At 56.0% G+C, this 24,288-nt stretch carries 18 protein-coding genes, 4 tRNA genes and 3 rRNA genes; 20 read left to right on the top strand and 5 right to left on the bottom strand.

Annotated features, from left to right (window positions below; all coding sequences use genetic code 11):
- Positions 1-32: 32 nt before the first annotated feature.
- From OH720_RS28895 to hemJ, 3 genes are all read right to left on the bottom strand, one after another.
- Positions 33-980 (bottom strand): DUF805 domain-containing protein, encoded by a 948-nt coding sequence (locus tag OH720_RS28895; RefSeq protein WP_272603748.1) that lies wholly within the window; start codon positions 978-980, stop codon positions 33-35.
- Between the two features lie 62 nt (positions 981-1,042).
- On the bottom strand, positions 1,043-2,011 hold the full coding sequence (locus OH720_RS28890) for an NAD(P)H-dependent flavin oxidoreductase (RefSeq protein ID WP_272603747.1): 969 nt from the start codon (positions 2,009-2,011) through the stop codon (positions 1,043-1,045).
- Between the two features lie 33 nt (positions 2,012-2,044).
- Positions 2,045-2,473 (bottom strand): protoporphyrinogen oxidase HemJ, encoded by a 429-nt coding sequence (hemJ, locus tag OH720_RS28885; protein WP_180202462.1) that lies wholly within the window; start codon positions 2,471-2,473, stop codon positions 2,045-2,047.
- 134 nt (positions 2,474-2,607) lie between these two features.
- Here hemJ and argC point away from each other — a divergent pair, with 134 nt between their 5' ends.
- Positions 2,608-3,642, top strand: coding sequence for an N-acetyl-gamma-glutamyl-phosphate reductase (gene argC, locus OH720_RS28880; RefSeq protein ID WP_180202463.1), 1,035 nt, complete (start codon positions 2,608-2,610; stop codon positions 3,640-3,642).
- A 167-nt stretch (positions 3,643-3,809) separates the two neighbouring features.
- On the top strand, positions 3,810-4,160 hold the full coding sequence (gene erpA, locus OH720_RS28875; protein ID WP_007906865.1) for an iron-sulfur cluster insertion protein ErpA: 351 nt from the start codon (positions 3,810-3,812) through the stop codon (positions 4,158-4,160).
- Positions 4,161-4,227: 67 nt separating this feature from the next.
- Here the strand turns inward: erpA and OH720_RS28870 are convergent, their stop codons facing one another.
- Positions 4,228-5,319 carry an anhydro-N-acetylmuramic acid kinase gene (locus OH720_RS28870; RefSeq protein ID WP_272603746.1) on the bottom strand — a complete coding sequence of 364 codons (1,092 nt, stop codon included), beginning with the start codon at positions 5,317-5,319 and terminating at the stop codon, positions 4,228-4,230.
- A gap of 3 nt (positions 5,320-5,322) precedes the next feature.
- A complete protein-coding gene (locus OH720_RS28865) occupies positions 5,323-6,759 on the bottom strand; it encodes a peptidoglycan DD-metalloendopeptidase family protein (protein WP_272603745.1) in 1,437 nt (478 codons plus the stop codon).
- A gap of 214 nt (positions 6,760-6,973) precedes the next feature.
- On the opposite strand from OH720_RS28865, the gene tyrS reads away from it, so the two are divergent.
- The 18 genes from tyrS to rpoB all read left to right on the top strand — a co-directional run bounded on the left by tyrS (position 6,974) and on the right by rpoB (position 24,281).
- Positions 6,974-8,173, top strand: coding sequence for a tyrosine--tRNA ligase (gene tyrS, locus OH720_RS28860; RefSeq protein ID WP_180202466.1), 1,200 nt, complete (start codon positions 6,974-6,976; stop codon positions 8,171-8,173).
- 493 nt (positions 8,174-8,666) lie between these two features.
- Positions 8,667-10,203 (top strand): 16S ribosomal RNA (locus OH720_RS28855).
- 327 nt (positions 10,204-10,530) lie between these two features.
- Positions 10,531-13,424, top strand: a 23S ribosomal RNA gene (locus OH720_RS28850).
- Positions 13,425-13,579: 155 nt separating this feature from the next.
- Positions 13,580-13,695: ribosomal RNA gene (gene rrf, locus OH720_RS28845) — 5S ribosomal RNA — on the top strand.
- The 16S, 23S and 5S rRNA genes sit together here, the layout of an rRNA operon.
- Before the next feature lie 137 nt (positions 13,696-13,832).
- A complete protein-coding gene (gene birA, locus OH720_RS28840) occupies positions 13,833-14,792 on the top strand; it encodes a bifunctional biotin--[acetyl-CoA-carboxylase] ligase/biotin operon repressor BirA (protein WP_272603744.1) in 960 nt (319 codons plus the stop codon).
- The gene (locus tag OH720_RS28835; RefSeq protein WP_272603743.1) at positions 14,782-15,531 is read left to right on the top strand and encodes a pantothenate kinase; all 750 of its coding nucleotides are present in this window, start codon (positions 14,782-14,784) and stop codon (positions 15,529-15,531) included. The genes birA and OH720_RS28835 overlap by 11 nt, the downstream gene beginning before the upstream one ends.
- A 7-nt stretch (positions 15,532-15,538) precedes the next feature.
- The gene (locus OH720_RS28830) at positions 15,539-15,979 is read left to right on the top strand and encodes a hypothetical protein (RefSeq protein WP_272603742.1); all 441 of its coding nucleotides are present in this window, start codon (positions 15,539-15,541) and stop codon (positions 15,977-15,979) included.
- A 143-nt stretch (positions 15,980-16,122) separates the two neighbouring features.
- Positions 16,123-16,207 (top strand) — tRNA-Tyr (locus OH720_RS28825).
- 24 nt (positions 16,208-16,231) lie between these two features.
- A tRNA-Gly gene (locus tag OH720_RS28820) sits at positions 16,232-16,305 on the top strand.
- A gap of 26 nt (positions 16,306-16,331) precedes the next feature.
- A tRNA-Thr gene (locus tag OH720_RS28815) sits at positions 16,332-16,407 on the top strand.
- 163 nt (positions 16,408-16,570) lie between these two features.
- A tRNA-Trp gene (locus tag OH720_RS28810) sits at positions 16,571-16,646 on the top strand.
- 45 nt (positions 16,647-16,691) lie between these two features.
- The gene (secE, locus tag OH720_RS28805; protein WP_007896620.1) at positions 16,692-17,060 is read left to right on the top strand and encodes a preprotein translocase subunit SecE; all 369 of its coding nucleotides are present in this window, start codon (positions 16,692-16,694) and stop codon (positions 17,058-17,060) included.
- A gap of 9 nt (positions 17,061-17,069) precedes the next feature.
- Positions 17,070-17,603 (top strand): transcription termination/antitermination protein NusG, encoded by a 534-nt coding sequence (nusG, locus tag OH720_RS28800; RefSeq protein ID WP_007933727.1) that lies wholly within the window; start codon positions 17,070-17,072, stop codon positions 17,601-17,603.
- Between the two features lie 117 nt (positions 17,604-17,720).
- The gene (rplK, locus tag OH720_RS28795; protein ID WP_007933726.1) at positions 17,721-18,152 is read left to right on the top strand and encodes a 50S ribosomal protein L11; all 432 of its coding nucleotides are present in this window, start codon (positions 17,721-17,723) and stop codon (positions 18,150-18,152) included.
- Positions 18,152-18,847: a 50S ribosomal protein L1 gene (gene rplA, locus OH720_RS28790; RefSeq protein ID WP_003186095.1), complete on the top strand. Its 696-nt coding sequence runs from the start codon at positions 18,152-18,154 to the stop codon at positions 18,845-18,847. Before rplK ends, rplA begins: the two co-directional genes overlap by 1 nt.
- A gap of 198 nt (positions 18,848-19,045) precedes the next feature.
- The gene (gene rplJ / locus OH720_RS28785) at positions 19,046-19,546 is read left to right on the top strand and encodes a 50S ribosomal protein L10 (protein WP_008065701.1); all 501 of its coding nucleotides are present in this window, start codon (positions 19,046-19,048) and stop codon (positions 19,544-19,546) included.
- Between the two features lie 75 nt (positions 19,547-19,621).
- The gene (gene rplL / locus OH720_RS28780; RefSeq protein WP_003206098.1) at positions 19,622-19,987 is read left to right on the top strand and encodes a 50S ribosomal protein L7/L12; all 366 of its coding nucleotides are present in this window, start codon (positions 19,622-19,624) and stop codon (positions 19,985-19,987) included.
- A 220-nt stretch (positions 19,988-20,207) separates the two neighbouring features.
- Positions 20,208-24,281, top strand: coding sequence for a DNA-directed RNA polymerase subunit beta (gene rpoB, locus OH720_RS28775; RefSeq protein ID WP_008018199.1), 4,074 nt, complete (start codon positions 20,208-20,210; stop codon positions 24,279-24,281).
- Positions 24,282-24,288: the final 7 nt, after the last annotated feature.

Here is a 24,288-nt window from a genome sequence, read left to right as displayed (position 1 = left end):
GCGACGCAGGTGTCACGGGCGGGGAGCGCTGTTCATTCTTTCGCAGAGTCTACAGGGGGCGGGGCTTGTTCGGCTGCCTCGGCTGGCGAATTTGCTTGCGATTGGACTTCGACATCGATTTCGTCGATGGTCACCGAGCCACTTTGGTAACTGCTCTCAAGGGAATCTTCATACCCTTGCTGGATTGTCGAGATTCCACCCACCATCGCACCGACGGCAAATAACCCGATAAACACAATCCACAATGCGCACAGAACCTTGACCGCCGTGCTGTTGGGCGGGGGAGGCGGGCCATAGCGGTTAGCGCCGGCGTTGCCCGGCATGACCATGATCACCAGCGGGAAGAAACTGCCTACGAACGGAACCAGGTTGAGGAGCCAGAGCCAGCCCGACCAGCCTATATCGTGCAAACGCTGAATGCTGAACAGGACACTGACCACCAGGAACGCCATGAATAGGAGGAAGGCGAAGATGCCGCCGATGATCAGCCCGTTGGTGGAATTGCCACTGACCAGCCCCAGGCCGATGAGCGCAAACACGCCGACAATGGGCAGGGTCACCAGGCTCAGCACCATCGTCCACGCCAGAAAGCGCAGGCGACCGATGCGACCTTCGACGCCGAAGGGCTTGAGTACGGCGAACTCAGGCAGTTTTTCGCCGACGCGGGTCTGTGGCGGTGAATAAGGGGATTGTGGTTCTGATGCAGCGACAGGATCGTGAACATCCGCCAGGTCGAGCTCGATCGGAGGTTCCATCTCGATCCGGGCATCGATGCCAGTGTTCTTCAGGGCTTGAAGATAGGTCTGCGCATCAGCCTGTGTCAGGTCGCGCTTGAGTGCTACCGGTCGACCATTGAACAGGCGCTCGATGGCGCTGACATCGCTCTTGAACAGCGCCGCGAGATTGAGTTTGGCGTTGTTGATATCAACACCCGGCAACAGTGTGCCGTCGAACACGATCTTGTAACGGTTTTCGCTCATAGCCCAGGCATCCTTGGCGCGAGTCATTGATACGAATGGCCAGCCGCGGCTGGCCCGGTTTTTCAGCGCGGCCAGCGTTGGCGCAGTTGCGCTGCTTGTTCCTGTGCCTTGCGGTACTCGTCGTCGAGGCGTGCGACCAACTGGTCCACGCTCGGCAAGTCATCGATTTCACCGACGCCCTGGCCCGCGGACCACACGGTTTTCCAGGCTTTGGCTTCATCGCTGATGGGTTTGAGTTTGGAGCCGAAATTCACCTCTCCCTTGTTTTGCAGCGCTGCCATGTCGAATCCTGCGGCCTCCAGGCTCTGGCGCATGAAACTTGCCGGTACACCCGACACCGCTGGAGTATGGATGATGTCTGCGGCTCTGGATGTCAGCAGCATCTCCTTGTAGGCGTCAGGCGCATGACTTTCAGTGGTGCCGATAAATCGTGTGCCGAAGTAGGCCAGGTCCGCACCGAGCAATTGCGCGGCGAGAATTTCGTGGCCGTGGTTCAGGCAACCGGCCAGCAGTAGCGTCTTGTCGAAGAACTGGCGGATCTCGGCGATCAGCGAGAACGGACTCCAGGTCCCGGCATGTCCGCCGGCCCCCGCCGCAACGGCAATCAGCCCGTCCACGCCCGCCTCGGCGGCTTTCTCGGCATGGCGACGGGTCGTCACATCATGGAACACCAGGCCGCCGTAGCTGTGGACCGCATCGACCACTTCCTTGACTGCGCCGAGACTGGTGATCACGATCGGCACTTTGTGTTCGATACAGATTTCAAGATCCGCCTGCAATCGCGGATTGCTGTTGTGAACGATCAGGTTCACTGCATAGGGAGCGGGATTCTCCAATGTCGCCAACCCGGCTTCGATTTCTTCCAGCCAGGCCCTGAAACCGCTGCTCTCGCGCTGGTTCAGCGCCGGAAAGCTGCCGACCACGCCATTGCGGCAGCAGGCAAGCACCAGTTGCGGGTTGGAAATCAGGAACATCGGCGCGGCCACTACGGGCAAACGCAAGCGTTGTTCAAGCAGAGCGGGCAGCGACATTGGAAGTACCCCGGTGAGTGGTAACTATTGGGTTTAGAACGGCCGAACGACGACCAGAATTACGATCGCCAGCAATATCAGAACCGGCACTTCATTGAACCAGCGATAAAAGACATGGCTGCGGGTGTTTTCGCCACGGGCAAAGCGCTTTACCTGCGCACCACACATATGGTGGTAGCCGATCAGCAACACGACCAGGGTCAATTTGGCGTGTATCCAGCCACCTTGGCTGAAGATGCCTGGGTTGAGGTAGATGAGCCAGCCACCGAAGATGAGCGTAGCGATCATCGAGGGTCCCATGATGCCCCGGTACAGCTTGCGCTCCATGATGCTGAAGCGCTCCTTGCTGACGGTGTCTTCGCTTTGGGCATGGTAGACGAACAGGCGCGGCAGGTAGAACAGGCCGGCAAACCAGCAGACGACGCTGATGATGTGGAAAGCTTTGAGCCACAGATAAAGCATTTTTGGTTATTCCCAGGTTCACGGTAGCCGGATAGTAGAGGCTTGAGGCTCCGCACGTCACCTTGCCGGTTGTCGCAGGACGATACGGGCCCTATTATCGACGGCTTTCCAGTGGGTTCGTTGAGGGCAGGTTTATGGTCAAGGTCGGTATCGTCGGCGGCACGGGTTACACCGGTGTCGAACTGTTGCGTCTGTTGGCACAACATCCGCAAGCTGAAGTGGTGGTGATCACTTCCCGATCCGAGGCCGGCCTGGCCGTGGCCGACATGTACCCGAACCTGCGAGGCCACTACGACGGCCTGGCGTTCAGTGTTCCGGACATCAAGACCCTGGGCGCCTGCGACGTGGTGTTCTTCGCAACCCCTCACGGCGTTGCACATGCCCTGGCGGGTGAACTGCTGGCGGCCGGCACCAAGGTCATCGACCTGTCTGCGGATTTCCGCCTGCAGGATGCCGAGGAATGGGCCAAGTGGTACGGCCAACCGCACGGCGCACCGGAGTTGCTGGACGAAGCGGTCTACGGCCTGCCGGAAGTCAATCGCGAGCAGATCAAGAAAGCGCGCCTGATTGCGGTACCGGGTTGCTACCCGACCGCCACGCAGTTGGGTTTCCTGCCATTGCTCGAAGCGGGCCTGGCTGATGCTTCGCGCCTGATCGCCGACTGCAAGTCCGGCGTCAGCGGTGCTGGTCGTGGTGCTGCCGTCGGTTCGTTGTACTCCGAGACGTCGGAAAGCATGAAGGCTTACGCCGTCAAAGGGCATCGCCACCTGCCGGAAATTCGCCAGGGCCTGCGTCGCGCCGCGGGCAAGGACGTTGGCCTGACCTTCGTGCCGCACCTGACCCCGATGATCCGTGGCATTCACTCCACGCTCTACGCAACCGTCGTGGATCGCTCGGTGGATCTGCAGGCGCTGTTTGAAAAACGTTATGCCAACGAACCGTTCGTCGACGTGATGCCAGCCGGCAGCCACCCGGAAACCCGCAGCGTGCGCGGCGCCAACGTGTGCCGTATTGCCGTGCACCGCCCTCAGGACGGTGACCTGGTGGTCGTGTTGTCGGTGATCGACAACTTGGTCAAGGGTGCGTCCGGTCAGGCCGTGCAGAACATGAACATCCTGTTTGGCCTGGATGAACGCCTGGGGCTGTCCCACGCGGGCATGCTGCCGTAAGACTGTATCGCGCACAGCAAAAGGCCCGTTGAACGGGCCTTTTTGCATTCAGGGCGGGCGACTGGGTTGGTTGATATACCATAACAATAGTTGACCGCTTTTCTAGGAGAAGCGGATAATGCGCGTCATCACGCAATATGACGGCGTAACGCCGGGAGATAGTCAGCATGAGCGTCGAATCCTTCACCCCCACGGCTTTGCAATTCACCCACGGTGCCGCGCACAAGGTGAAGAGCCTGGTCGATGAAGAGGGGAATGATCGCTTGAAGCTGCGCGTATTCGTTACGGGCGGCGGTTGTTCAGGTTTTCAGTACGGCTTCACTTTCGATGAAGAAGTGGCCGATGACGACACCATCGTTGAGCGCGAAGGTGTGAGTCTGGTTGTCGATCCGATGAGCTTCCAGTACCTGGCAGGCGCCGAGGTGGATTACCAGGAAGGTCTGGAAGGCTCGCGTTTCGTCATCAAGAACCCGAACGCTACCACCACCTGTGGTTGTGGCTCTTCGTTCTCGATCTGATCAGCGCGTCTGTATCATCAAAACGCCGCATGGCCTCAGGGCCCTGCGGCGTTTTGCTGTCCGGCATTCAGGCGGGGTAGATGGCGCCGAGTACGCGCAGTCCACGGGCGCCGGTGACACTCGGGCGATTGGCCGCGATACCTTCCAGGCAGCAATGGGCCAGCCAGGCGAAGGCCATGGCCTCGACCCAGTCCGGGTCTACACCGTGAGTGGCGGTACTGCTGACCATCGCATTCGGTAGCAGGCCGGCCAGGCGCTTCATCAGTGCGCCGTTGTGCGCGCCACCGCCGCAGACCAGCAGCTCCCGAGTATCTGCCTGGGCACTGCGCAGCGATTCGACGATGGTCAATGCCGTCAGTTCCAGCAGCGTTGCCTGAACATCCTCGGCGGCGAAGGCCGGCAGGGCTGCCAGATGCCGGGTCAGCCATGGCAGGTTGAATACTTCCCGACCGGTACTCTTCGGGCCTTTTGTCACAAAGAACGGGTCGCTGAGCAGTGCCTTCAACAGTACCGGTTCGATCTTGCCGCTGGCAGCCCATTGGCCATCACGGTCAAAGTTGTCACCGCGCTGTTGGTGAATCCAGGCATCCAGCAATACGTTGCCCGGGCCGCAGTCGAAACCTGCGACGGGCTTGCCGGGTTCAATCAGGCTGAGGTTGCTGAAGCCACCTACGTTCAGCACGGCGCGGTTGCCGGACTGTTCTTCAAAAAGCGCTTCGTGAAAGGCTGGAACCAGTGGCGCGCCCTGCCCACCGGCAGCGACGTCGCGGCTGCGGAAATCACTGACCACCGTGATGCCGGTGAGCTCGGTCAGTAGGGCCGGATTACCGATTTGCACCGTGAAGCCGCGCGCGGGTTCATGGCGAATGGTTTGACCATGGCTGCCAATCGCGCGAATGTCTTCAGGCTTGAGGTGCTGTTGGGCAAGGAGGGCATTAACCCCCTGCGCCGCCAGCTTCACCCAGTTCTGTTGGGCGATGGCGGAGCGGGCGATTTCGTCCAGACCGCTGGCGCACAAGCCAAGCAGCTCGGCGCGCAGGGAGTCGGGCATCGGGATGTAGTGGGTGGCGATCAGCCTGATCGCCGGAGCTTGTTCGATCAGCGCTATGTCCAGGCCATCGAGGCTGGTCCCGGACATCACACCTATATAGAGCGCCATGGCCTAGCGCTTGGCCGAAGCCAGCTGGGTGGCTTTTTCCTGATCCATGCGGGCCATCAGGGGCTGGCTCTGCGCCAGGAAGCGTGCGCGTTCGGCTTTGGAAATCGGGTCGGCCATCGCTACTTTCTGGCCCAGCGGATCGACGTGTACGCCATTGACCTGGAACTCGTAATGCAAGTGCGGGCCGGTGGAAAGGCCGGTAGTGCCAATGTAGCCGATGACCTGGCCTTGTTTGACAGTGCCTCCAGTCTTGACGCCCTTGGCGAAGCCTTGCATGTGGCCGTACAGCGTGCGGTAGGTATTACCGTGCTGCAGAATCACGGTGTTGCCGTAACCGCCGCGGCGACCTGCCAGCAATACTTTGCCGTCACCGGCCGCCTTGATTGGCGTACCGCGCGGCGCTGCGTAGTCCACGCCTTTGTGGGCGCGGATTTTGTTCAGGATCGGGTGCTTGCGGCCCATGGAGAATTTCGAGCTGATGCGGGCGAAGTCCACCGGTGTACGGATGAATGCCTTGCGCATGCTGTTGCCATCAGCCGTGTAATAGCTGCTGTTGCCTTGCTTGTCGGTGTAGCGCACGGCGGTGTAGGTCTTGCCGCGGTTGGTGAAGCGTGCGGACAGGATCGGGCCGTCGCCGACCGCTTTGCCATTGACCACTTTCTGTTCATAGATCACATCGAACTGGTCGCCCTGGCGAATATCCTGGGCAAAGTCGACGTCGTAGCCAAACACGCTGGCCATGTCCATGGTCAGTCGATGCGACAGGCCGGCGCGCGCGGCGGACTGTGACAGCGAGCTGTTGATCACGCCATGCACGTAGGCAGAGCGCACGGTGGGCTTGGCGGTAACGCGGTTGAAGCTGTAGCCCTTGACGTTCTTGGTCAGGGTGATGGTTTCGAGGTCGCTGACCTTGCTGTGCAGGCTGGTCAGCTGGCCGTCCGGACCCAGTTCGAATTCGAGTTTTTGTCCATGCTTGAGCTGGCTGAATTGCTTGGCCTGTTTGTCGCTGGCCAGCAAGTCATGCACCGAAGTGGCTGGAAGGCCGACTTTTTCGAACAGCGTGGAGAGCGTATCGCCTTTGCTGACGATCACCTCCCTGTGATTTGGCGCCTTCTTTTCTTCGGCAACCGGTACAGGCACTGCTACAGGAGCCGGTGTGGCTTGAGCGGTTTCCTGGGGTTCTGGCGCGCTCTCCTCTATTTGCGCGAAAGGAGGTGCGACAGCCTCATTTGTGGCTTGGACGGCGTCTGCAGCGTCTTGTTCTTGTGTCAGTTGTTCAGCAGGGCTTTCCAGTTCAAGACTCAGGGTTGTCTTTTTGGCTTCGACATCACTGGAAGGAAATACCAGAAGCGCCAGGCTCAGCAGGGCGGCGATGCCGCTCGCTGCGAGCAGGTGGGTTTTCGGGTAAAGCGGTGGCGCTTTAGACGATTCTTTGGTCATAAGTAGTGTTTTGACTTTGAAAAAGATGAATTGGAAAAGATGAATGACATGATGAAGATGAAATAACTGTATAAAATATAACCAAATCATCCCTGAAGCAAGTCCGTGGACACCCTTGTCAGCGGATTGGCGTCATTGTGCCGGCCAAACTTTGTATTTGACGCGCGATCTTGTATGGTTGGTCCCCTTTGAATTCGAGCCTTGCGGGTCTGTTATGAAGTCGGTTGAAGAGCAGCTAGCGCTGATTAAACGTGGTGCGGAAGAACTGTTGGTCGAGTCCGAGCTGATCGAAAAGCTCAAGCGTGGCCAGCCGCTGCGTATCAAGGCCGGCTTCGACCCGACCGCCCCGGATTTGCACCTGGGCCACACCGTGCTCATCAACAAGCTGCGCCAGTTCCAGGAGCTGGGTCACCAGGTGATCTTCCTGATTGGCGACTTCACCGGGATGATCGGCGATCCGAGCGGCAAGAGTGCAACACGCCCTCCGCTGACCCGTGAGCAGGTGCTCGACAACGCCGAGACCTACAAGACCCAGGTGTTCAAGATTCTCGATCCGGCCAAGACCGAAGTGGCATTCAACTCCACCTGGATGGATCAGATGGGGCCGGCCGACTTCATCCGCCTGACTTCGCAGTACACCGTGGCTCGCATGCTCGAGCGCGATGATTTCGACAAGCGCTACACGACCAATCAACCGATTGCCATTCACGAGTTCCTGTATCCGCTGGTTCAGGGTTACGACTCGGTCGCCTTGCGCGCGGATGTCGAGCTCGGCGGCACCGACCAGAAGTTCAACCTGTTGATGGGGCGTGAACTGCAGCGTGGTTACGGCCAGGAAGCCCAGTGCATTCTGACCATGCCATTGCTCGAAGGTCTGGATGGCGTGAAGAAGATGTCCAAGTCCTTGGGCAACTATGTGGGTATCCAGGAAGCGCCGGGCGTGATGTACAGCAAGCTGGTCTCCATTCCGGATGCGCTGATGTGGCGTTACTTCGAGCTGCTCAGTTTCCGCTCCATGGATGAGATCAATGCTTTCCGCGCCGATGTCGAGGCGGGCGCCAATCCGCGTGACATCAAGATCAAGCTGGCTGAAGAGATCGTTGCCCGTTTCCATGGTGAGGAGGCTGCGGCCAATGCCCATCGCGCGGCAGGCAACCGTATGAAGGATGGCGAGCTGCCGGACGATCTGCCTGAGATCGAGTTGACTGCTGCTGAAGATATGCCGATCGCTGCCGTCCTTAATAAGGCGGGCCTGGTGAAGAACTCGGCTGTGGCGCGTGATCTGCTCGGTTCCGGTGGCGTGCGCATCGATGGCGAGGTTGTTGATCGCTCCTTTATATACGTACTGGGTGCGACCCACGTTTGCCAGGCAGGCAAGAAGGCATTTGCGCGCATTACGCTCAAATCCGAATAAACCTGAAACAAAGGGTTGACGGCGAATTTTAGAAGCCTATAATTCGCCCACTTCCGGCGCAGTCGAAACGGAAAACTCCTTGGTAAACAATGAGTTAAGAAGTTTTCGGCAGCAGGTTGCTTCAGGTTATAGAAGCGCCAAGGAAGTTGAAAAAGAGGTGTTGACAGCAGCGTGTAACGCTGTAGAATTCGCCTCCCGCTGATGAGAGATCTGAAGCGCAAGTGGTTGAAGTTGTTAAGGATTCCTTGAAAACTTCTGAAAAATACCACTTGACAGCAAATGAGGCTGCTGTAGAATGCGCGCCTCGGTTGAGATGAAAGATCTTAACCAACCGCTCTTTAACAACTGAATCAAGCAATTCGTGTGGGTGCTTGTGGAGTCAGACTGCTAGTCAACAGATTATCAGCATCACAAGTTACTCCGCGAGAAATCAAAGATGTAACCAACGATTGCTGAGCCAAGTTTAGGGTTTTCTCAAAACCCAAAGATGTTTGAACTGAAGAGTTTGATCATGGCTCAGATTGAACGCTGGCGGCAGGCCTAACACATGCAAGTCGAGCGGATGAAGAGAGCTTGCTCTCTGATTCAGCGGCGGACGGGTGAGTAATGCCTAGGAATCTGCCTGGTAGTGGGGGACAACGTTTCGAAAGGAACGCTAATACCGCATACGTCCTACGGGAGAAAGCAGGGGACCTTCGGGCCTTGCGCTATCAGATGAGCCTAGGTCGGATTAGCTAGTTGGTGAGGTAATGGCTCACCAAGGCGACGATCCGTAACTGGTCTGAGAGGATGATCAGTCACACTGGAACTGAGACACGGTCCAGACTCCTACGGGAGGCAGCAGTGGGGAATATTGGACAATGGGCGAAAGCCTGATCCAGCCATGCCGCGTGTGTGAAGAAGGTCTTCGGATTGTAAAGCACTTTAAGTTGGGAGGAAGGGTTGTAGATTAATACTCTGCAATTTTGACGTTACCGACAGAATAAGCACCGGCTAACTCTGTGCCAGCAGCCGCGGTAATACAGAGGGTGCAAGCGTTAATCGGAATTACTGGGCGTAAAGCGCGCGTAGGTGGTTTGTTAAGTTGGATGTGAAAGCCCCGGGCTCAACCTGGGAACTGCATTCAAAACTGACAAGCTAGAGTATGGTAGAGGGTGGTGGAATTTCCTGTGTAGCGGTGAAATGCGTAGATATAGGAAGGAACACCAGTGGCGAAGGCGACCACCTGGACTGATACTGACACTGAGGTGCGAAAGCGTGGGGAGCAAACAGGATTAGATACCCTGGTAGTCCACGCCGTAAACGATGTCAACTAGCCGTTGGGAGCCTTGAGCTCTTAGTGGCGCAGCTAACGCATTAAGTTGACCGCCTGGGGAGTACGGCCGCAAGGTTAAAACTCAAATGAATTGACGGGGGCCCGCACAAGCGGTGGAGCATGTGGTTTAATTCGAAGCAACGCGAAGAACCTTACCAGGCCTTGACATCCAATGAACTTTCCAGAGATGGATTGGTGCCTTCGGGAACATTGAGACAGGTGCTGCATGGCTGTCGTCAGCTCGTGTCGTGAGATGTTGGGTTAAGTCCCGTAACGAGCGCAACCCTTGTCCTTAGTTACCAGCACGTAATGGTGGGCACTCTAAGGAGACTGCCGGTGACAAACCGGAGGAAGGTGGGGATGACGTCAAGTCATCATGGCCCTTACGGCCTGGGCTACACACGTGCTACAATGGTCGGTACAGAGGGTTGCCAAGCCGCGAGGTGGAGCTAATCCCATAAAACCGATCGTAGTCCGGATCGCAGTCTGCAACTCGACTGCGTGAAGTCGGAATCGCTAGTAATCGCGAATCAGAATGTCGCGGTGAATACGTTCCCGGGCCTTGTACACACCGCCCGTCACACCATGGGAGTGGGTTGCACCAGAAGTAGCTAGTCTAACCTTCGGGGGGACGGTTACCACGGTGTGATTCATGACTGGGGTGAAGTCGTAACAAGGTAGCCGTAGGGGAACCTGCGGCTGGATCACCTCCTTAATCGACGACTCAGCTGCTTCATGAGCTCCCACACGAATTGCTTGATTCATTGAAGAAGACGAAAAGGTCGTTTCCATCTGGAAATGGCTGTTTTGTTTTAAAGCTTAGAAATGAGCATTCCATCGGTTCGATGGTGAATGTTGATTTCTAGTCTTTGACTAGTTCGTTCTTTAAAAATTTGGGTATGTGATAGAAAGATAGACTGAACGTTACTTTCACTGGTAACGGATCAGGCTAAGGTAAAATTTGTGAGTTCTCTTAATTGAGAAATTCGAATTTTCGGCGAATGTCGTCTTCATAGTATAACCAGATTGCTTGGGGTTATATGGTCAAGTGAAGAAGCGCATACGGTGGATGCCTTGGCAGTCAGAGGCGATGAAAGACGTGGTAGCCTGCGAAAAGCTTCGGGGAGTCGGCAAACAGACTTTGATCCGGAGATGTCTGAATGGGGGAACCCAGCCATCATAAGATGGTTATCTTGTACTGAATACATAGGTGCAAGAGGCGAACCAGGGGAACTGAAACATCTAAGTACCCTGAGGAAAAGAAATCAACCGAGATTCCCTTAGTAGTGGCGAGCGAACGGGGACTAGCCCTTAAGTGGCTTTGAGATTAGCGGAACGCTCTGGAAAGTGCGGCCATAGTGGGTGATAGCCCTGTACGCGAAAATCTCTTAGTCATGAAATCGAGTAGGACGGAGCACGAGAAACTTTGTCTGAATATGGGGGGACCATCCTCCAAGGCTAAATACTACTGACTGACCGATAGTGAACTAGTACCGTGAGGGAAAGGCGAAAAGAACCCCGGAGAGGGGAGTGAAATAGATCCTGAAACCGTATGCGTACAAGCAGTGGGAGCCTACTTTGTTAGGTGACTGCGTACCTTTTGTATAATGGGTCAGCGACTTATTTTCAGTGGCGAGCTTAACCGAATAGGGGAGGCGTAGCGAAAGCGAGTCTTAATAGGGCGTCTAGTCGCTGGGAATAGACCCGAAACCGGGCGATCTATCCATGGGCAGGTTGAAGGTTAGGTAACACTGACTGGAGGACCGAACCGACTACCGTTGAAAAGTTAGCGGATGACCTGTGGATCGGAGTGAAAGGCTAATCAAGCTCGGAGATAGCTGGTTCTCCTCGAAAGCTATTTAGGTAGCGCCTCATGTATCACTGTAGGGGGTAGAGCACTGTTTCGGCTAGGGGGTCATCCCGACTTACCAAACCGATGCAAACTCCGAATACCTACAAGTGCCGAGCATGGGAGACACACGGCGGGTGCTAACGTCCGTCGTGAAAAGGGAAACAACCCAGACCGTCAGCTAAGGTCCCAAAGTTATGGTTAAGTGGGAAACGATGTGGGAAGGCTTAGACAGCTAGGAGGTTGGCTTAGAAGCAGCCACCCTTTAAAGAAAGCGTAATAGCTCACTAGTCGAGTCGGCCTGCGCGGAAGATGTAACGGGGCTCAAACCATACACCGAAGCTACGGGTATCATCTTCGGATGATGCGGTAGAGGAGCGTTCTGTAAGCCTGTGAAGGTGAGTTGAGAAGCTTGCTGGAGGTATCAGAAGTGCGAATGCTGACATGAGTAACGACAATGGGTGTGAAAAACACCCACGCCGAAAGACCAAGGTTTCCTGCGCAACGTTAATCGACGCAGGGTTAGTCGGTCCCTAAGGCGAGGCTGAAAAGCGTAGTCGATGGAAAACAGGTTAATATTCCTGTACTTCTGGTTATTGCGATGGAGGGACGGAGAAGGCTAGGCCAGCTTGGCGTTGGTTGTCCAAGTTTAAGGTGGTAGGCTGGAATCTTAGGTAAATCCGGGATTCTAAGGCCGAGAGCTGATGACGAGTTACCTTTTAGGTGACGAAGTGGTTGATGCCATGCTTCCAAGAAAAGCTTCTAAGCTTCAGGTAACCAGGAACCGTACCCCAAACCGACACAGGTGGTTGGGTAGAGAATACCAAGGCGCTTGAGAGAACTCGGGTGAAGGAACTAGGCAAAATGGCACCGTAACTTCGGGAGAAGGTGCGCCGGTGAGGGTGAAGCACTTGCTGCGTAAGCCCACGCCGGTCGAAGATACCAGGCCGCTGCGACTGTTTATTAAAAACACAGCACTCTGCAAACACGAAAGTGGACGTATAGGGTGTGACGCCTGCCCGGTGCCGGAAGGTTAATTGATGGGGTTAGCTAACGCGAAGCTCTTGATCGAAGCCCCGGTAAACGGCGGCCGTAACTATAACGGTCCTAAGGTAGCGAAATTCCTTGTCGGGTAAGTTCCGACCTGCACGAATGGCGTAACGATGGCGGCGCTGTCTCCACCCGAGACTCAGTGAAATTGAAATCGCTGTGAAGATGCAGTGTATCCGCGGCTAGACGGAAAGACCCCGTGAACCTTTACTATAGCTTTGCACTGGACTTTGAATTTGCTTGTGTAGGATAGGTGGGAGGCTTTGAAGCGTGGACGCCAGTTCGCGTGGAGCCATCCTTGAAATACCACCCTGGCAACTTTGAGGTTCTAACTCAGGTCCGTTATCCGGATCGAGGACAGTGTATGGTGGGTAGTTTGACTGGGGCGGTCTCCTCCTAAAGAGTAACGGAGGAGTACGAAGGTGCGCTCAGACCGGTCGGAAATCGGTCGTAGAGTATAAAGGCAAAAGCGCGCTTGACTGCGAGACAGACACGTCGAGCAGGTACGAAAGTAGGTCTTAGTGATCCGGTGGTTCTGTATGGAAGGGCCATCGCTCAACGGATAAAAGGTACTCCGGGGATAACAGGCTGATACCGCCCAAGAGTTCATATCGACGGCGGTGTTTGGCACCTCGATGTCGGCTCATCACATCCTGGGGCTGAAGCCGGTCCCAAGGGTATGGCTGTTCGCCATTTAAAGTGGTACGCGAGCTGGGTTTAGAACGTCGTGAGACAGTTCGGTCCCTATCTGCCGTGGACGTTTGAGATTTGAGAGGGGCTGCTCCTAGTACGAGAGGACCGGAGTGGACGAACCTCTGGTGTTCCGGTTGTCACGCCAGTGGCATTGCCGGGTAGCTATGTTCGGAATAGATAACCGCTGAAAGCATCTAAGCGGGAAACTAGCCTCAAGATGAGATCTCACTGGGACCTTGAGTCCCCTGAAGGGCCGTCGAAGACTACGACGTTGATAGGTTGGGTGTGTAAGCGCTGTGAGGCGTTGAGCTAACCAATACTAATTGCCCGTGAGGCTTGACCATATAACACCCAAGCAATTTGACTACTCGAAAGAGCATCAGATTGCGGTGTGTGAAGACGAAACGAACCGAAAGTTCGAATCTCACAAAACACCGAGCTATCACATACCCAATTTGCTGAAGCGAGGCCCTCTGGCCACGACTCAGTACCCGAATTTCTTGACGACCATAGAGCGTTGGAACCACCTGATCCCATCCCGAACTCAGAAGTGAAACGATGCATCGCCGATGGTAGTGTGGGGTTTCCCCATGTGAGAGTAGGTCATCGTCAAGATTAAATTCCAAAACCCCTATCTGCGCATGCAGGTAGGGGTTTTGTCTTTGTGCCCAGGAAAATCTGTCTGTTCGGGTTTCTATGCAACGGCTCGGGGCGTGGCTATCATGCGGGCCTCATTGTGAGGCGAGACTTGCATGCTGACGTTGTTAAAGCTTCTTAAGGATGGCCGATTCCATTCGGGTCAGGCACTGGGCGCGGCCCTGGGCATCAGTCGCAGTGCTGTGTGGAAGCAGCTTCAGCATCTTGAGGCTGAGTTGGGGTTGTCCATCCACAAGGTTCGCGGGCGCGGCTATCAATTGGCTGCACCGTTGACGCTGCTTGATCCTGTGGAGATAGGGCGACTGGCTCCCTCTTGCAATTGGCCGGTCCTGGTCTTCGACTCTATTGACTCCACCAATGCCGAAGCCCTGCGCGCCATCGAGCGGCACCAAGTCGCGCCTTTTCTGGTGCTTGCCGAGCGGCAAACTGCCGGGCGCGGGCGACGAGGGCGCAAGTGGGTCAGTCCATTCGCGGAGAATATCTATTACAGCCTGGTTTTGCGGGTTGAAGGTGGTATGCGCCAGCTGGAGGGCTTGAGCCTTGTTGTGGGGCTCGCCGTCATGCAGGCCTTGCGCGAGCTTGGGGTTCCTGGGGTGGGCTTGAAATGGCCCAATGATGTCCTGGTAGGGCAGAAGAAGATTGCCGGAATCCTGCTTGAGCTGGTGGGGGATCCAGCTGACGTCTGTCACGTGGTGCTGGGTGTCGGAATTAATGTAAACATGCAGATGACCGATGAGGTCGACCAGCAATGGACGTCCATGCGCCTGGAGTCGGGCAAGGCGTTTGATCGCAATCGCCTGGTAGCGGAGCTGGGGGAGATGCTGCAGAAGTATCTGGCTCGCCACCAGGCTGAAGGTTTCTCGGCGATCCAGGCTGAGTGGGAGCAGCACCACCTGTGGCAGGGGCGTGCGGTGTCGTTGATCGCGGGTGCAAACCAAATAGATGGCGAAGTGCTGGGCATCGATGGTCAGGGTGCGCTGCGCTTGAAGGTGGATGGTGTGGAGAAAGTCTTTAGTGGCGGTGAGCTGAGTCTGAGGTTGCGTCATGATTCTTGAGCTCGACTGCGGAAATAGTTTCATCAAGTGGCGTGTGCTCAAGGCGGACGCCCGTCAGGTGGTGGGGGAGGGGGTTGTCGATTCCGACCTGGCGTTACTTGAGGGTGTGAAAGGGATTGAAGGCCTTGCGCTGCGGTTCTGTCGGTTGGTGAGTGTCAGGACTGCCGAAGAAACCGACGAATTGATTGCCCGGCTGAAGGCGGCCTTCGATATTTCAGTGGTCTGTGCGGCTCCCTCCAAGGAAATGGCCGGTGTTCGTAACGGCTATGAAGAATTCGAGCGGCTCGGCCTTGATCGCTGGCTGGCGCTGCTAGGAGGCTTTCACCTGGCTTCTGGTGCGTGCCTGGTGCTTGATTTCGGTACTGCGGTGACCGCGGACTTCGTTTCCGGGGATGGTGAGCATCTCGGTGGGTTCATATGCCCTGGGATGCCATTGATGCGAAATCAGCTGCGCACCCATACCCGCAAGATTCGTTATGGAGATCTTGCGGCTGAGCGCGCTTTGGAGCGCCTTGTTCCGGGTCGCACAACGGTCGAGGCGGTTGAGCGCGGGTGCCTGCTGATGCTTCGGGGATTTGTGCTGACGCAGCTGGAGATGGCGCGGGGTTATTGGGGGGAGAACTTTACGGTATTCCTCACCGGTGGCGATGCGGCGTTGGTTTCCGAGATGGTGCCTGAGGCTCGGGTGGTTCCCGATCTGGTGTTTGTCGGCTTGGCGATGGCATGCCCTTTGTCCTGAGGTTTTTATGCGTTGGTTGTTTCTGCTGCTGCTCGTTCTCAATGTGTTTTATTACATCTGGCATCAACAGGAGGCGCCCCTGCGTGCCAAGGACGTAACGCCCTTGAGCTTGTATCGCGGTTCCCAGCAGGACATACGTCTCTTGAGCGAGGCGACGGATGCGGCCAAGGACAAAGGAAAGGTGGCGCAGGCAGAGGCTGAATGCCTTTATCTGGGTGGATTTGTTAGTCAGGATGTCGAGAAGGCCCTTGAGCGCAGGTTGACCGGCATGGGCGTTAAGTATCAGCCGCTGCCTGCAAGTCCGGCCGAACCCCCGGTTTACTGGGTTCGCGTAGCCCCTGAAAGCAAGCGTTGGCTGGATGACTTGCAGCTGATAAACCTTTCTAGGGAATTCAATGAGTTAAAACATAAAATAATGCCTTGTGGGGGGGTTGCACCCACCGAATAGTTTGCATAGAATGGCGCCCGCTCCACAGCGAAGACCTAAAGCGGTCAACGAGGTGAAGCGAGGTCAACGCAGATAAGCTCAGGATTTTAATGAGAAAAATGCTTGACAGAAGGCTGGCATGATGTAGAATGCCGGCTCGCTTAGGAGGGGTTCCCGAGCGGCCAAAGGGATCAGACTGTAAATCTGACGTCTACGACTTCGAAGGTTCGAATCCTTCCCCCTCCACCATTTTTAGCGAGAGCTGCAAGCCTCGCGGGTATAGTTTAGTGGTAGAACCTCAGCCTTCCAAGCTGATGATGCGGGTTCGATTCCCGCTACCCGCTCCAAGTTTGCAGGTTTTGCACAGTGTTACGCTCTTGTAGCTCAGTTGGTAGAGCACACCCTTGGTAAGGGTGAGGTCAGCGGTTCAAATCCGCTCAAGAGCTCCATATAACAAGGCAGATATGAAAATATCTGCCTTTGTTTTAATGGTCTGGTTGTGTTTCGTTGTTCTGGGGTTGACCCCTGGTGCTGGTGAGGCGCAAAGGCCATTGAGTAAAATGTTGTAAAGTCTTTTTCGGGCCGGCATAATGGTCGGCCTGATTTTGTTTTAGGTCAGTAGCTCAATTGGCAGAGCGACGGTCTCCAAAACCGTAGGTTGGGGGTTCGATTCCCTCCTGACCTGCCAGATTCACCAGGTGTGTCTGGCTTTCTTTTCACAGGATCTTCATAGATGACTCCTAAAGCTGAAGCTCAAGGCTCGCGCTTCGATCTGCTCAAGTGGCTAGTAGTAGTCGCTTTGGTGGTTGTTGGCGTTGTTGGCAATCAGTATTACTCTGCTTCGCCGATCCTGTACCGCGTGCTTGCTTTGCTTGTGATTGCTGCTGTAGCTGCCTTTGTAGGCCTGCAGACGGTCAAGGGCAAGTCTTTCTTTGTACTGGTTAAGGAAGCGCGCACCGAGATTCGTAAAGTCGTATGGCCAACTCGCCAAGAAACCACGCAGACCACGTTGATCGTTGTGGCTGTTGTCCTGGTTATGGCGTTGCTGTTGTGGGGGCTTGATTCCCTGCTCGGCTGGCTTGTTTCCTTGATTGTCGGCTAAGGGTGTCCCGTGGCTAAGCGTTGGTACGTTGTGCATGCTTACTCCGGTTACGAGAAGCATGTCATGCGCTCGCTGATCGAGCGCGTAAAGCTGGCTGGCATGGAAGATGGCTTCGGCGAGATTCTGGTTCCCACTGAAGAAGTGGTTGAAATGCGTAATGGCCAGAAGCGCAAGAGCGAGCGTAAGTTCTTCCCTGGTTATGTGCTGGTCCAGATGGACATGAACGAGGGTACTTGGCACTTGGTCAAGGATACTCCTCGTGTGATGGGTTTCATCGGCGGTACTGCCGATAAGCCTGCACCGATTACAGATAAAGAAGCAGAAGCGATTCTGCGTCGCGTTGCTGATGGTAGCGACAAGCCGAAGCCGAAGACCTTGTTCGAGCCGGGCGAGTCGGTACGTGTCAACGACGGTCCGTTTGCCGATTTCACCGGCACGGTCGAAGAGGTCAACTACGAAAAGAGCCGGATTCAGGTCGCGGTGCTCATTTTCGGACGCTCTACCCCGGTAGAGTTGGAGTTCAGTCAGGTCGAAAAGGTCTAGCTGAGCAAGCATCCCAACCCCGCAGCCTTAGGCTGTGGGGTTTTGTCGTCACTGGGATAAACGCGCAAGTAACCGGGGAGCCTTTCGAGGCGTTTGAACCCGTAATTGGAGTGCCTCATGGCCAAGAAGATTACCGCTTACATCAAGCTGCAAGTGAAGGCCGCTCAGGCTAACCCAAGCCCACCTGTTGGTCCTGCACTGGGTCAGCACGGCGTGAACATCATGGAATTCTGCAAGGCTTTCAACGCCCGTACTCAGGGTCTTGAGCCAGGTCTGCCGACTCCAGTGATCATCACTGTCTACAGCGACCGTAGCTTCACGTTCGAAACCAAATCCACCCCTGCTTCGGTTCTGCTGAAGAAGGCGGCCGGTCTGACCAGCGGTTCCGCTCGTCCGAACACCGTTAAGGTTGGCACTGTAACCCGTGCTCAGCTGGAAGAAATCGCGAAAACCAAAAACGCGGATCTGACTGCAGCTGATATGGAAGCAGCCGTGCGTACTATCGCCGGTTCTGCTCGTAGCATGGGCCTTAACGTGGAGGGTGTGTAATGGCTAAGCTGACCAAGCGTCAAAAGGCTATCGCCGGCAAAATCGAAGCAGGCAAGGCCTACAACTTTGTAGACGCTGCTGCTCTGCTGGCTGAGCTGTCGACTGTCAAGTTCAGCGAGTCGTTCGACGTTGCTGTAAACCTGGGTGTTGACCCGCGTAAATCCGACCAGGTCGTTCGTAGCGCTACTGTGCTGCCACACGGCACTGGCAAGACCGTTCGCGTTGCTGTGTTCACCCAAGGTCCAGCTGCTGAAGCCGCTCTGGCTGCCGGCGCTGACCGTGTAGGTATGGACGACCTGGCTGCCGAAATGAAAGGCGGCGACCTGAACTACGACGTAGTGATCGCATCCCCGGATGCCATGCGCGTTGTAGGTCAACTGGGTCAGATCCTCGGTCCACGTGGCCTGATGCCTAACCCTAAAGTCGGCACCGTAACTCCAGACGTAGCCACCGCGGTTAAAAACGCCAAGGCTGGTCAGGTTCGTTATCGCACCGACAAAAACGGCATCATCCACACTTCCGTTGGCAAGATCGGCTTCGACGCCGTCAAGCTGAAGGAAAACGTTGAAGCCCTGATCGCTGACCTGAAGCGTATCAAGCCAGCTTCCTCGAAAGGCATCTACGTCAAGCGCGTTACCCTGAGCACCACTATGGGCCCAGGTCTGGTCATCGACCAAAGCTCGCTCGACGCGTAAGACACAAATTGGCGCAAGCGATTGCGCCAATTGAAAAATTGGGGTCCCTGCCTGGCGGGGGCTATCCAAGACCGTAGGCGGCGCAAGTCTTAAACCACAAGCCTACGCAGATGGTGCTCCCGGTTCCTTACCGAATCAGACACCAAAACGACATTCGGTTTCGATCGAATGAAACGGTAACAAGCAGGAGTTAAACCCGTGGCAATTAAACTCGAAGACAAGAAGGCCATCGTCGCTGAAGTCAACGAGGCTGCCAAAGTCGCTCTGTCCGCTGTCGTGGCTGATGCCCGTGGCGTAACAGTAGGCGCAATGACCGGACTCCGTAAAGAGGCTCGTGAAGCTGGCGTTTACGTACGTGTTGTACGTAACACCCTGCTCAAGCGCGCCGTTGCTGACACTGAATTCAGTGTTCTCAACGACGTGTTCAGCGGCCCTACCCTGATTGCATTCTCCAAGGAACATCCAGGCGCTGCTGCCCGGATTTTCAAAGAGTTCGCAAAGGGTCAGAACAAGTTCGAGATCAAGGCAGCTGCGTTCGAGGGCAAGTTCCTCGCAGCTAACCAAATCGACGTACTGGCAACCTTGCCGACCCGTGACGAAGCAATTTCTCAGCTGATGAGCGTGATTCAAGGCGCTACCAGCAAATTGGCTCGTACTCTGGCGGCAATTCGCGACCAGAAAGAAGCTGCTGCAGCCTAAGGCTCGTCAACTTCTCGCGTTTTTTGTTTTTTTCGATGGTCGCGTAGGCCGTCCCCAATATCAGGAATTAGATTCATGTCTATCTCTCAGAACGATATCCTTGAAGCAGTTGGCAACATGTCCGTAATGGAAGTTGTTGAGCTGATCAAAGCTTTCGAAGAAAAATTCGGCGTTACCGCTGCTGCTGCATCGGCTGGTCCAGCTGTTGCTGCTGCCGTTGCTGAAGAGCAAACCGAATTCAACGTCATGCTGACCGAAGCTGGCGAGAAGAAAGTTAACGTGATCAAGGCTGTACGTGAACTGACCGGTCTGGGCTTGAAAGAAGCCAAGGCTGTAGTTGACGGCGCTCCTGCCATGGTTCTGGAAGCTGTTGCCAAAGACGCAGCTGACAAAGCCAAAGCAGTACTGGAAGAAGCAGGCGCTAAAGTCGAGCTGAAGTAAGCTTCGACTTTGCGTCTCCAGCCCGAGCGTTAAGCGACAGGCTGATGGCTGGTGGCTCTTGCCACCGGCCTTTTTCCGTTATTGGCAGTCGACTGGGTCGGTGCCGGTAACGAGCTGTAACCACCCGATGCGGTGGCGCAAACCATGGGGTTTGCACGATTTTCTGGCTGCTCCCGTCGGGAGGGGCCAAACAAGCAGGTGACCAAGCTGGGGAACGCTGATGGCTTACTCATATACTGAGAAAAAACGTATCCGCAAGGACTTTAGCAAGTTGCCGGACGTCATGGATGTGCCTTACCTCCTGGCCATCCAGCTGGATTCGTATCGTGAATTCTTGCAAGCGGGAGCGACTAAAGATCAGTTCCGCGACGTGGGCCTGCATGCGGCCTTCAAATCCGTTTTCCCGATCATCAGCTACTCCGGCAATGCTGCGCTGGAGTACGTCGGTTATCGCCTGGGCGAACCGGCATTTGATGTCAAAGAATGCGTATTGCGCGGTGTAACTTACGCCGTACCTTTGCGGGTAAAAGTGCGCCTGATCATTTTCGACAAAGAATCGTCGAACAAAGCGATCAAGGACATCAAAGAGCAAGAAGTCTACATGGGTGAAATCCCCCTGATGACTGAGAACGGTACCTTCGTAATCAACGGTACCGAGCGTGTAATCGTTTCCCAGCTGCACCGTTCCCCTGGCGTGTTCTTCGACCACGACCGTGGCAAGACGCACAGCTCCGGTAAACTGCTGTACTCCGCGCGCATCATTCCTTACCGCGGTTCGTGGCTGGACTTCGAGTTCGACCCGAAAGACTGCGTATTCGTGCGTATCGACCGTCGTCGCAAGCTGCCTGCATCGGTACTGCTGCGCGCGCTCGGCTATACCACTGAAGAAGTGCTGGACGCGTTCTACACCACCAACGTATTCCACGTTAAGGGCGAGACCCTGAGCCTGGAGCTGGTGCCTCAGCGCCTGCGCGGTGAAATCGCTGTCCTCGATATCCAGGACGACAAAGGCAAGGTTATTGTCGAGCAGGGTCGTCGTATCACCGCTCGCCACATCAACCAGCTGGAAAAAGCCGGGATCAAAGAGCTGGATGTGCCTCTGGACTACGTCCTGGGTCGCACAACCGCCAAGGTCATCGTGCACCCGGCAACCGGCGAAATCCTGGCAGAGTGCAACACCGAGCTGAACACCGAGATCCTGGCGAAAATCGCCAAGGCCGGCGTTGTTCGCATCGAAACTCTGTACACCAACGATATCGACTGCGGTCCGTTCGTCTCCGACACACTGAAGATCGACTCCACCAGCAACCAACTGGAAGCGCTGGTCGAGATCTATCGCATGATGCGTCCTGGCGAGCCGCCAACCAAAGACGCTGCCGAGACCCTGTTCAACAACCTGTTCTTCAGCCCTGAGCGCTACGACCTGTCTGCGGTCGGCCGGATGAAGTTCAACCGTCGTATCGGTCGTACCGAGATCGAAGGTTCGGGCGTGCTGTGCAAGGAAGACATCGTCGCGGTATTGAAGACCCTGGTCGACATCCGTAACGGTAAAGGCATCGTCGATGACATCGACCACCTGGGTAACCGTCGTGTTCGCTGCGTAGGCGAAATGGCCGAGAACCAGTTCCGCGTTGGCCTGGTACGTGTTGAGCGTGCGGTCAAAGAGCGTCTGTCGATGGCGGAAAGCGAAGGCCTGATGCCGCAAGACCTGATCAACGCCAAGCCAGTGGCTGCGGCGGTGAAAGAGTTCTTCGGTTCCAGCCAGCTGTCCCAGTTCATGGACCAGAACAACCCGCTGTCCGAGATCACCCACAAGCGTCGTGTCTCTGCACTCGGCCCTGGTGGTCTGACTCGTGAGCGCGCCGGCTTTGAAGTTCGTGACGTACACCCGACGCACTACGGTCGTGTTTGCCCGATCGAAACGCCGGAAGGTCCGAACATCGGTCTGATCAACTCCCTGGCCGCCTATGCGCGCACTAACCAGTACGGCTTCCTCGAGAGTCCGTACCGTGTGGTGAAAGACGCTCTGGTCACCGACGAGATCGTGTTCCTGTCCGCCATCGAAGAAGCTGATCACGTGATCGCCCAGGCTTCGGCCACGATGAACGACAAGAAAGTCCTGATCGACGAGCTGGTAGCTGTTCGTCACTTGAACGAGTTCACCGTCAAGGCGCCGGAAGACGTCACCTTGATGGACGTATCGCCGAAGCAGGTAGTTTCGGTTGCAGCGTCGCTGATCCCGTTCCTCGAGCACGACGACGCCAACCGTGCGTTGATGGGTTCGAACATGCAGCGTCAAGCTGTACCAACCCTGCGCGCTGACAAGCCGCTGGTAGGTACCGGCATGGAGCGTAACGTAGCCCGTGACTCCGGCGTTTGCGTCGTGGCTCGTCGTGGCGGCGTGATCGACTCCGTCGACGCCAGCCGTATCGTGGTTCGTGTTGCCGATGACGAAGTTGAAACCGGTGAAGCCGGTGTCGACATCTACAACCTGACCAAATACACCCGCTCCAACCAGAACACCTGCATCAACCAGCGTCCGCTGGTGCGTAAAGGTGATCGGGTTCAGCGTAGCGACATCATGGCCGACGGTCCGTCCACCGACATGGGTGAGCTGGCACTGGGTCAGAACATGCGCATCGCCTTCATGGCATGGAACGGCTTCAACTTCGAAGACTCCATCTGCCTGTCGGAACGCGTTGTTCAAGAAGACCGTTTCACCACGATCCACATCCAGGAACTGACCTGTGTGGCCCGTGACACCAAGCTTGGCCCAGAGGAAATCACTGCGGACATCCCGAACGTGGGTGAAGCTGCACTGAACAAGCTGGACGAAGCCGGTATCGTTTACGTAGGTGCTGAAGTTGGCGCAGGCGACATCCTGGTCGGTAAGGTCACTCCGAAAGGCGAGACCCAACTGACTCCGGAAGAAAAACTGCTGCGTGCGATCTTCGGTGAAAAAGCCAGCGACGTTAAAGACACCTCCCTGCGTGTGCCTACCGGTACCAAAGGTACTGTCATCGACGTACAGGTCTTCACCCGCGACGGCGTTGAGCGTGATGCTCGTGCACTGTCGATCGAGAAGTCCCAGTTGGACGAGATCCGCAAGGATCTGAACGAAGAGTTCCGCATCGTTGAAGGCGCTACTTTCGAACGTCTGCGTTCCGCTCTGGTCGGCCACAAGGCCGAAGGTGGCGCCGGTCTGAAGAAAGGCCAGGACATCACCGACGAAGTGCTGGACGGTCTTGAGCATGGCCAGTGGTTCAAACTGCGCATGGCTGAAGATGCTCTGAACGAGCAGCTCGAGAAGGCCCAGGCCTACATCGTTGATCGTCGCCGTCTGCTGGACGACAAGTTCGAAGACAAGAAGCGCAAACTGCAGCAGGGCGATGACCTGGCTCCAGGCGTGCTGAAAATCGTCAAGGTTTACCTGGCAATCCGTCGTCGCATCCAGCCGGGCGACAAGATGGCCGGTCGTCACGGTAACAAGGGTGTGGTCTCCGTGATCATGCCGGTTGAAGACATGCCGCACGATGCCAATGGCACCCCGGTAGACGTTGTCCTCAACCCGTTGGGCGTACCTTCGCGTATGAACGTCGGTCAGATCCTTGAAACCCACCTGGGCCTCGCGGCCAAAGGTCTGGGCGAGAAGATCAACCGCATGGTTGAAGAGCAGCGCAAGGTTGCCGAGCTGCGTAAGTTCCTGCACGAGATCTACAACGAGATCGGCGGTCGTCAGGAAAGCCTCGATGACTTCTCGGACCAGGAAATCCTGGACCTGGCTCAAAACCTGCGTGGCGGCGTTCCAATGGCCACTCCAGTGTTCGACGGCGCCAAGGAAAGCGAAATCAAGGCCATGCTGAAACTGGCTGACCTGCCAGAAAGCGGCCAGATGCAGCTGACCGACGGCCGTACCGGCAACAAGTTCGAGCGCCCGGTTACCGTTGGCTACATGTACATGCTGAAGCTGAACCACTTGGTAGACGACAAGATGCACGCGCGTTCTACCGGTTCGTACAGCCTGGTTACCCAGCAGCCGCTGGGTGGTAAGGCGCAGTTCGGTGGTCAGCGTTTCGGGGAGATGGAGGTCTGGGCACTGGAAGCATACGGTGCCGCTTACACTCTGCAAGAAATGCTCACAGTGAAGTCGGACGATGTGAACGGCCGTACCAAGATGTACAAGAACATCGTGGATGGCGATCACCGTATGGAGCCGGGCATGCCCGAGTCCTTCAACGTGTTGATCAAGGAAATTCGTTCCCTCGGCATCGATATCGATCTGGAAACCGAATAACACGTGA

It is taken from the genome of Pseudomonas sp. WJP1, from assembly GCF_028471945.1.
In the GTDB taxonomy this organism is placed as follows: domain Bacteria; phylum Pseudomonadota; class Gammaproteobacteria; order Pseudomonadales; family Pseudomonadaceae; genus Aquipseudomonas.
This window is presented reverse-complemented; position numbering and strand designations above follow the sequence as displayed.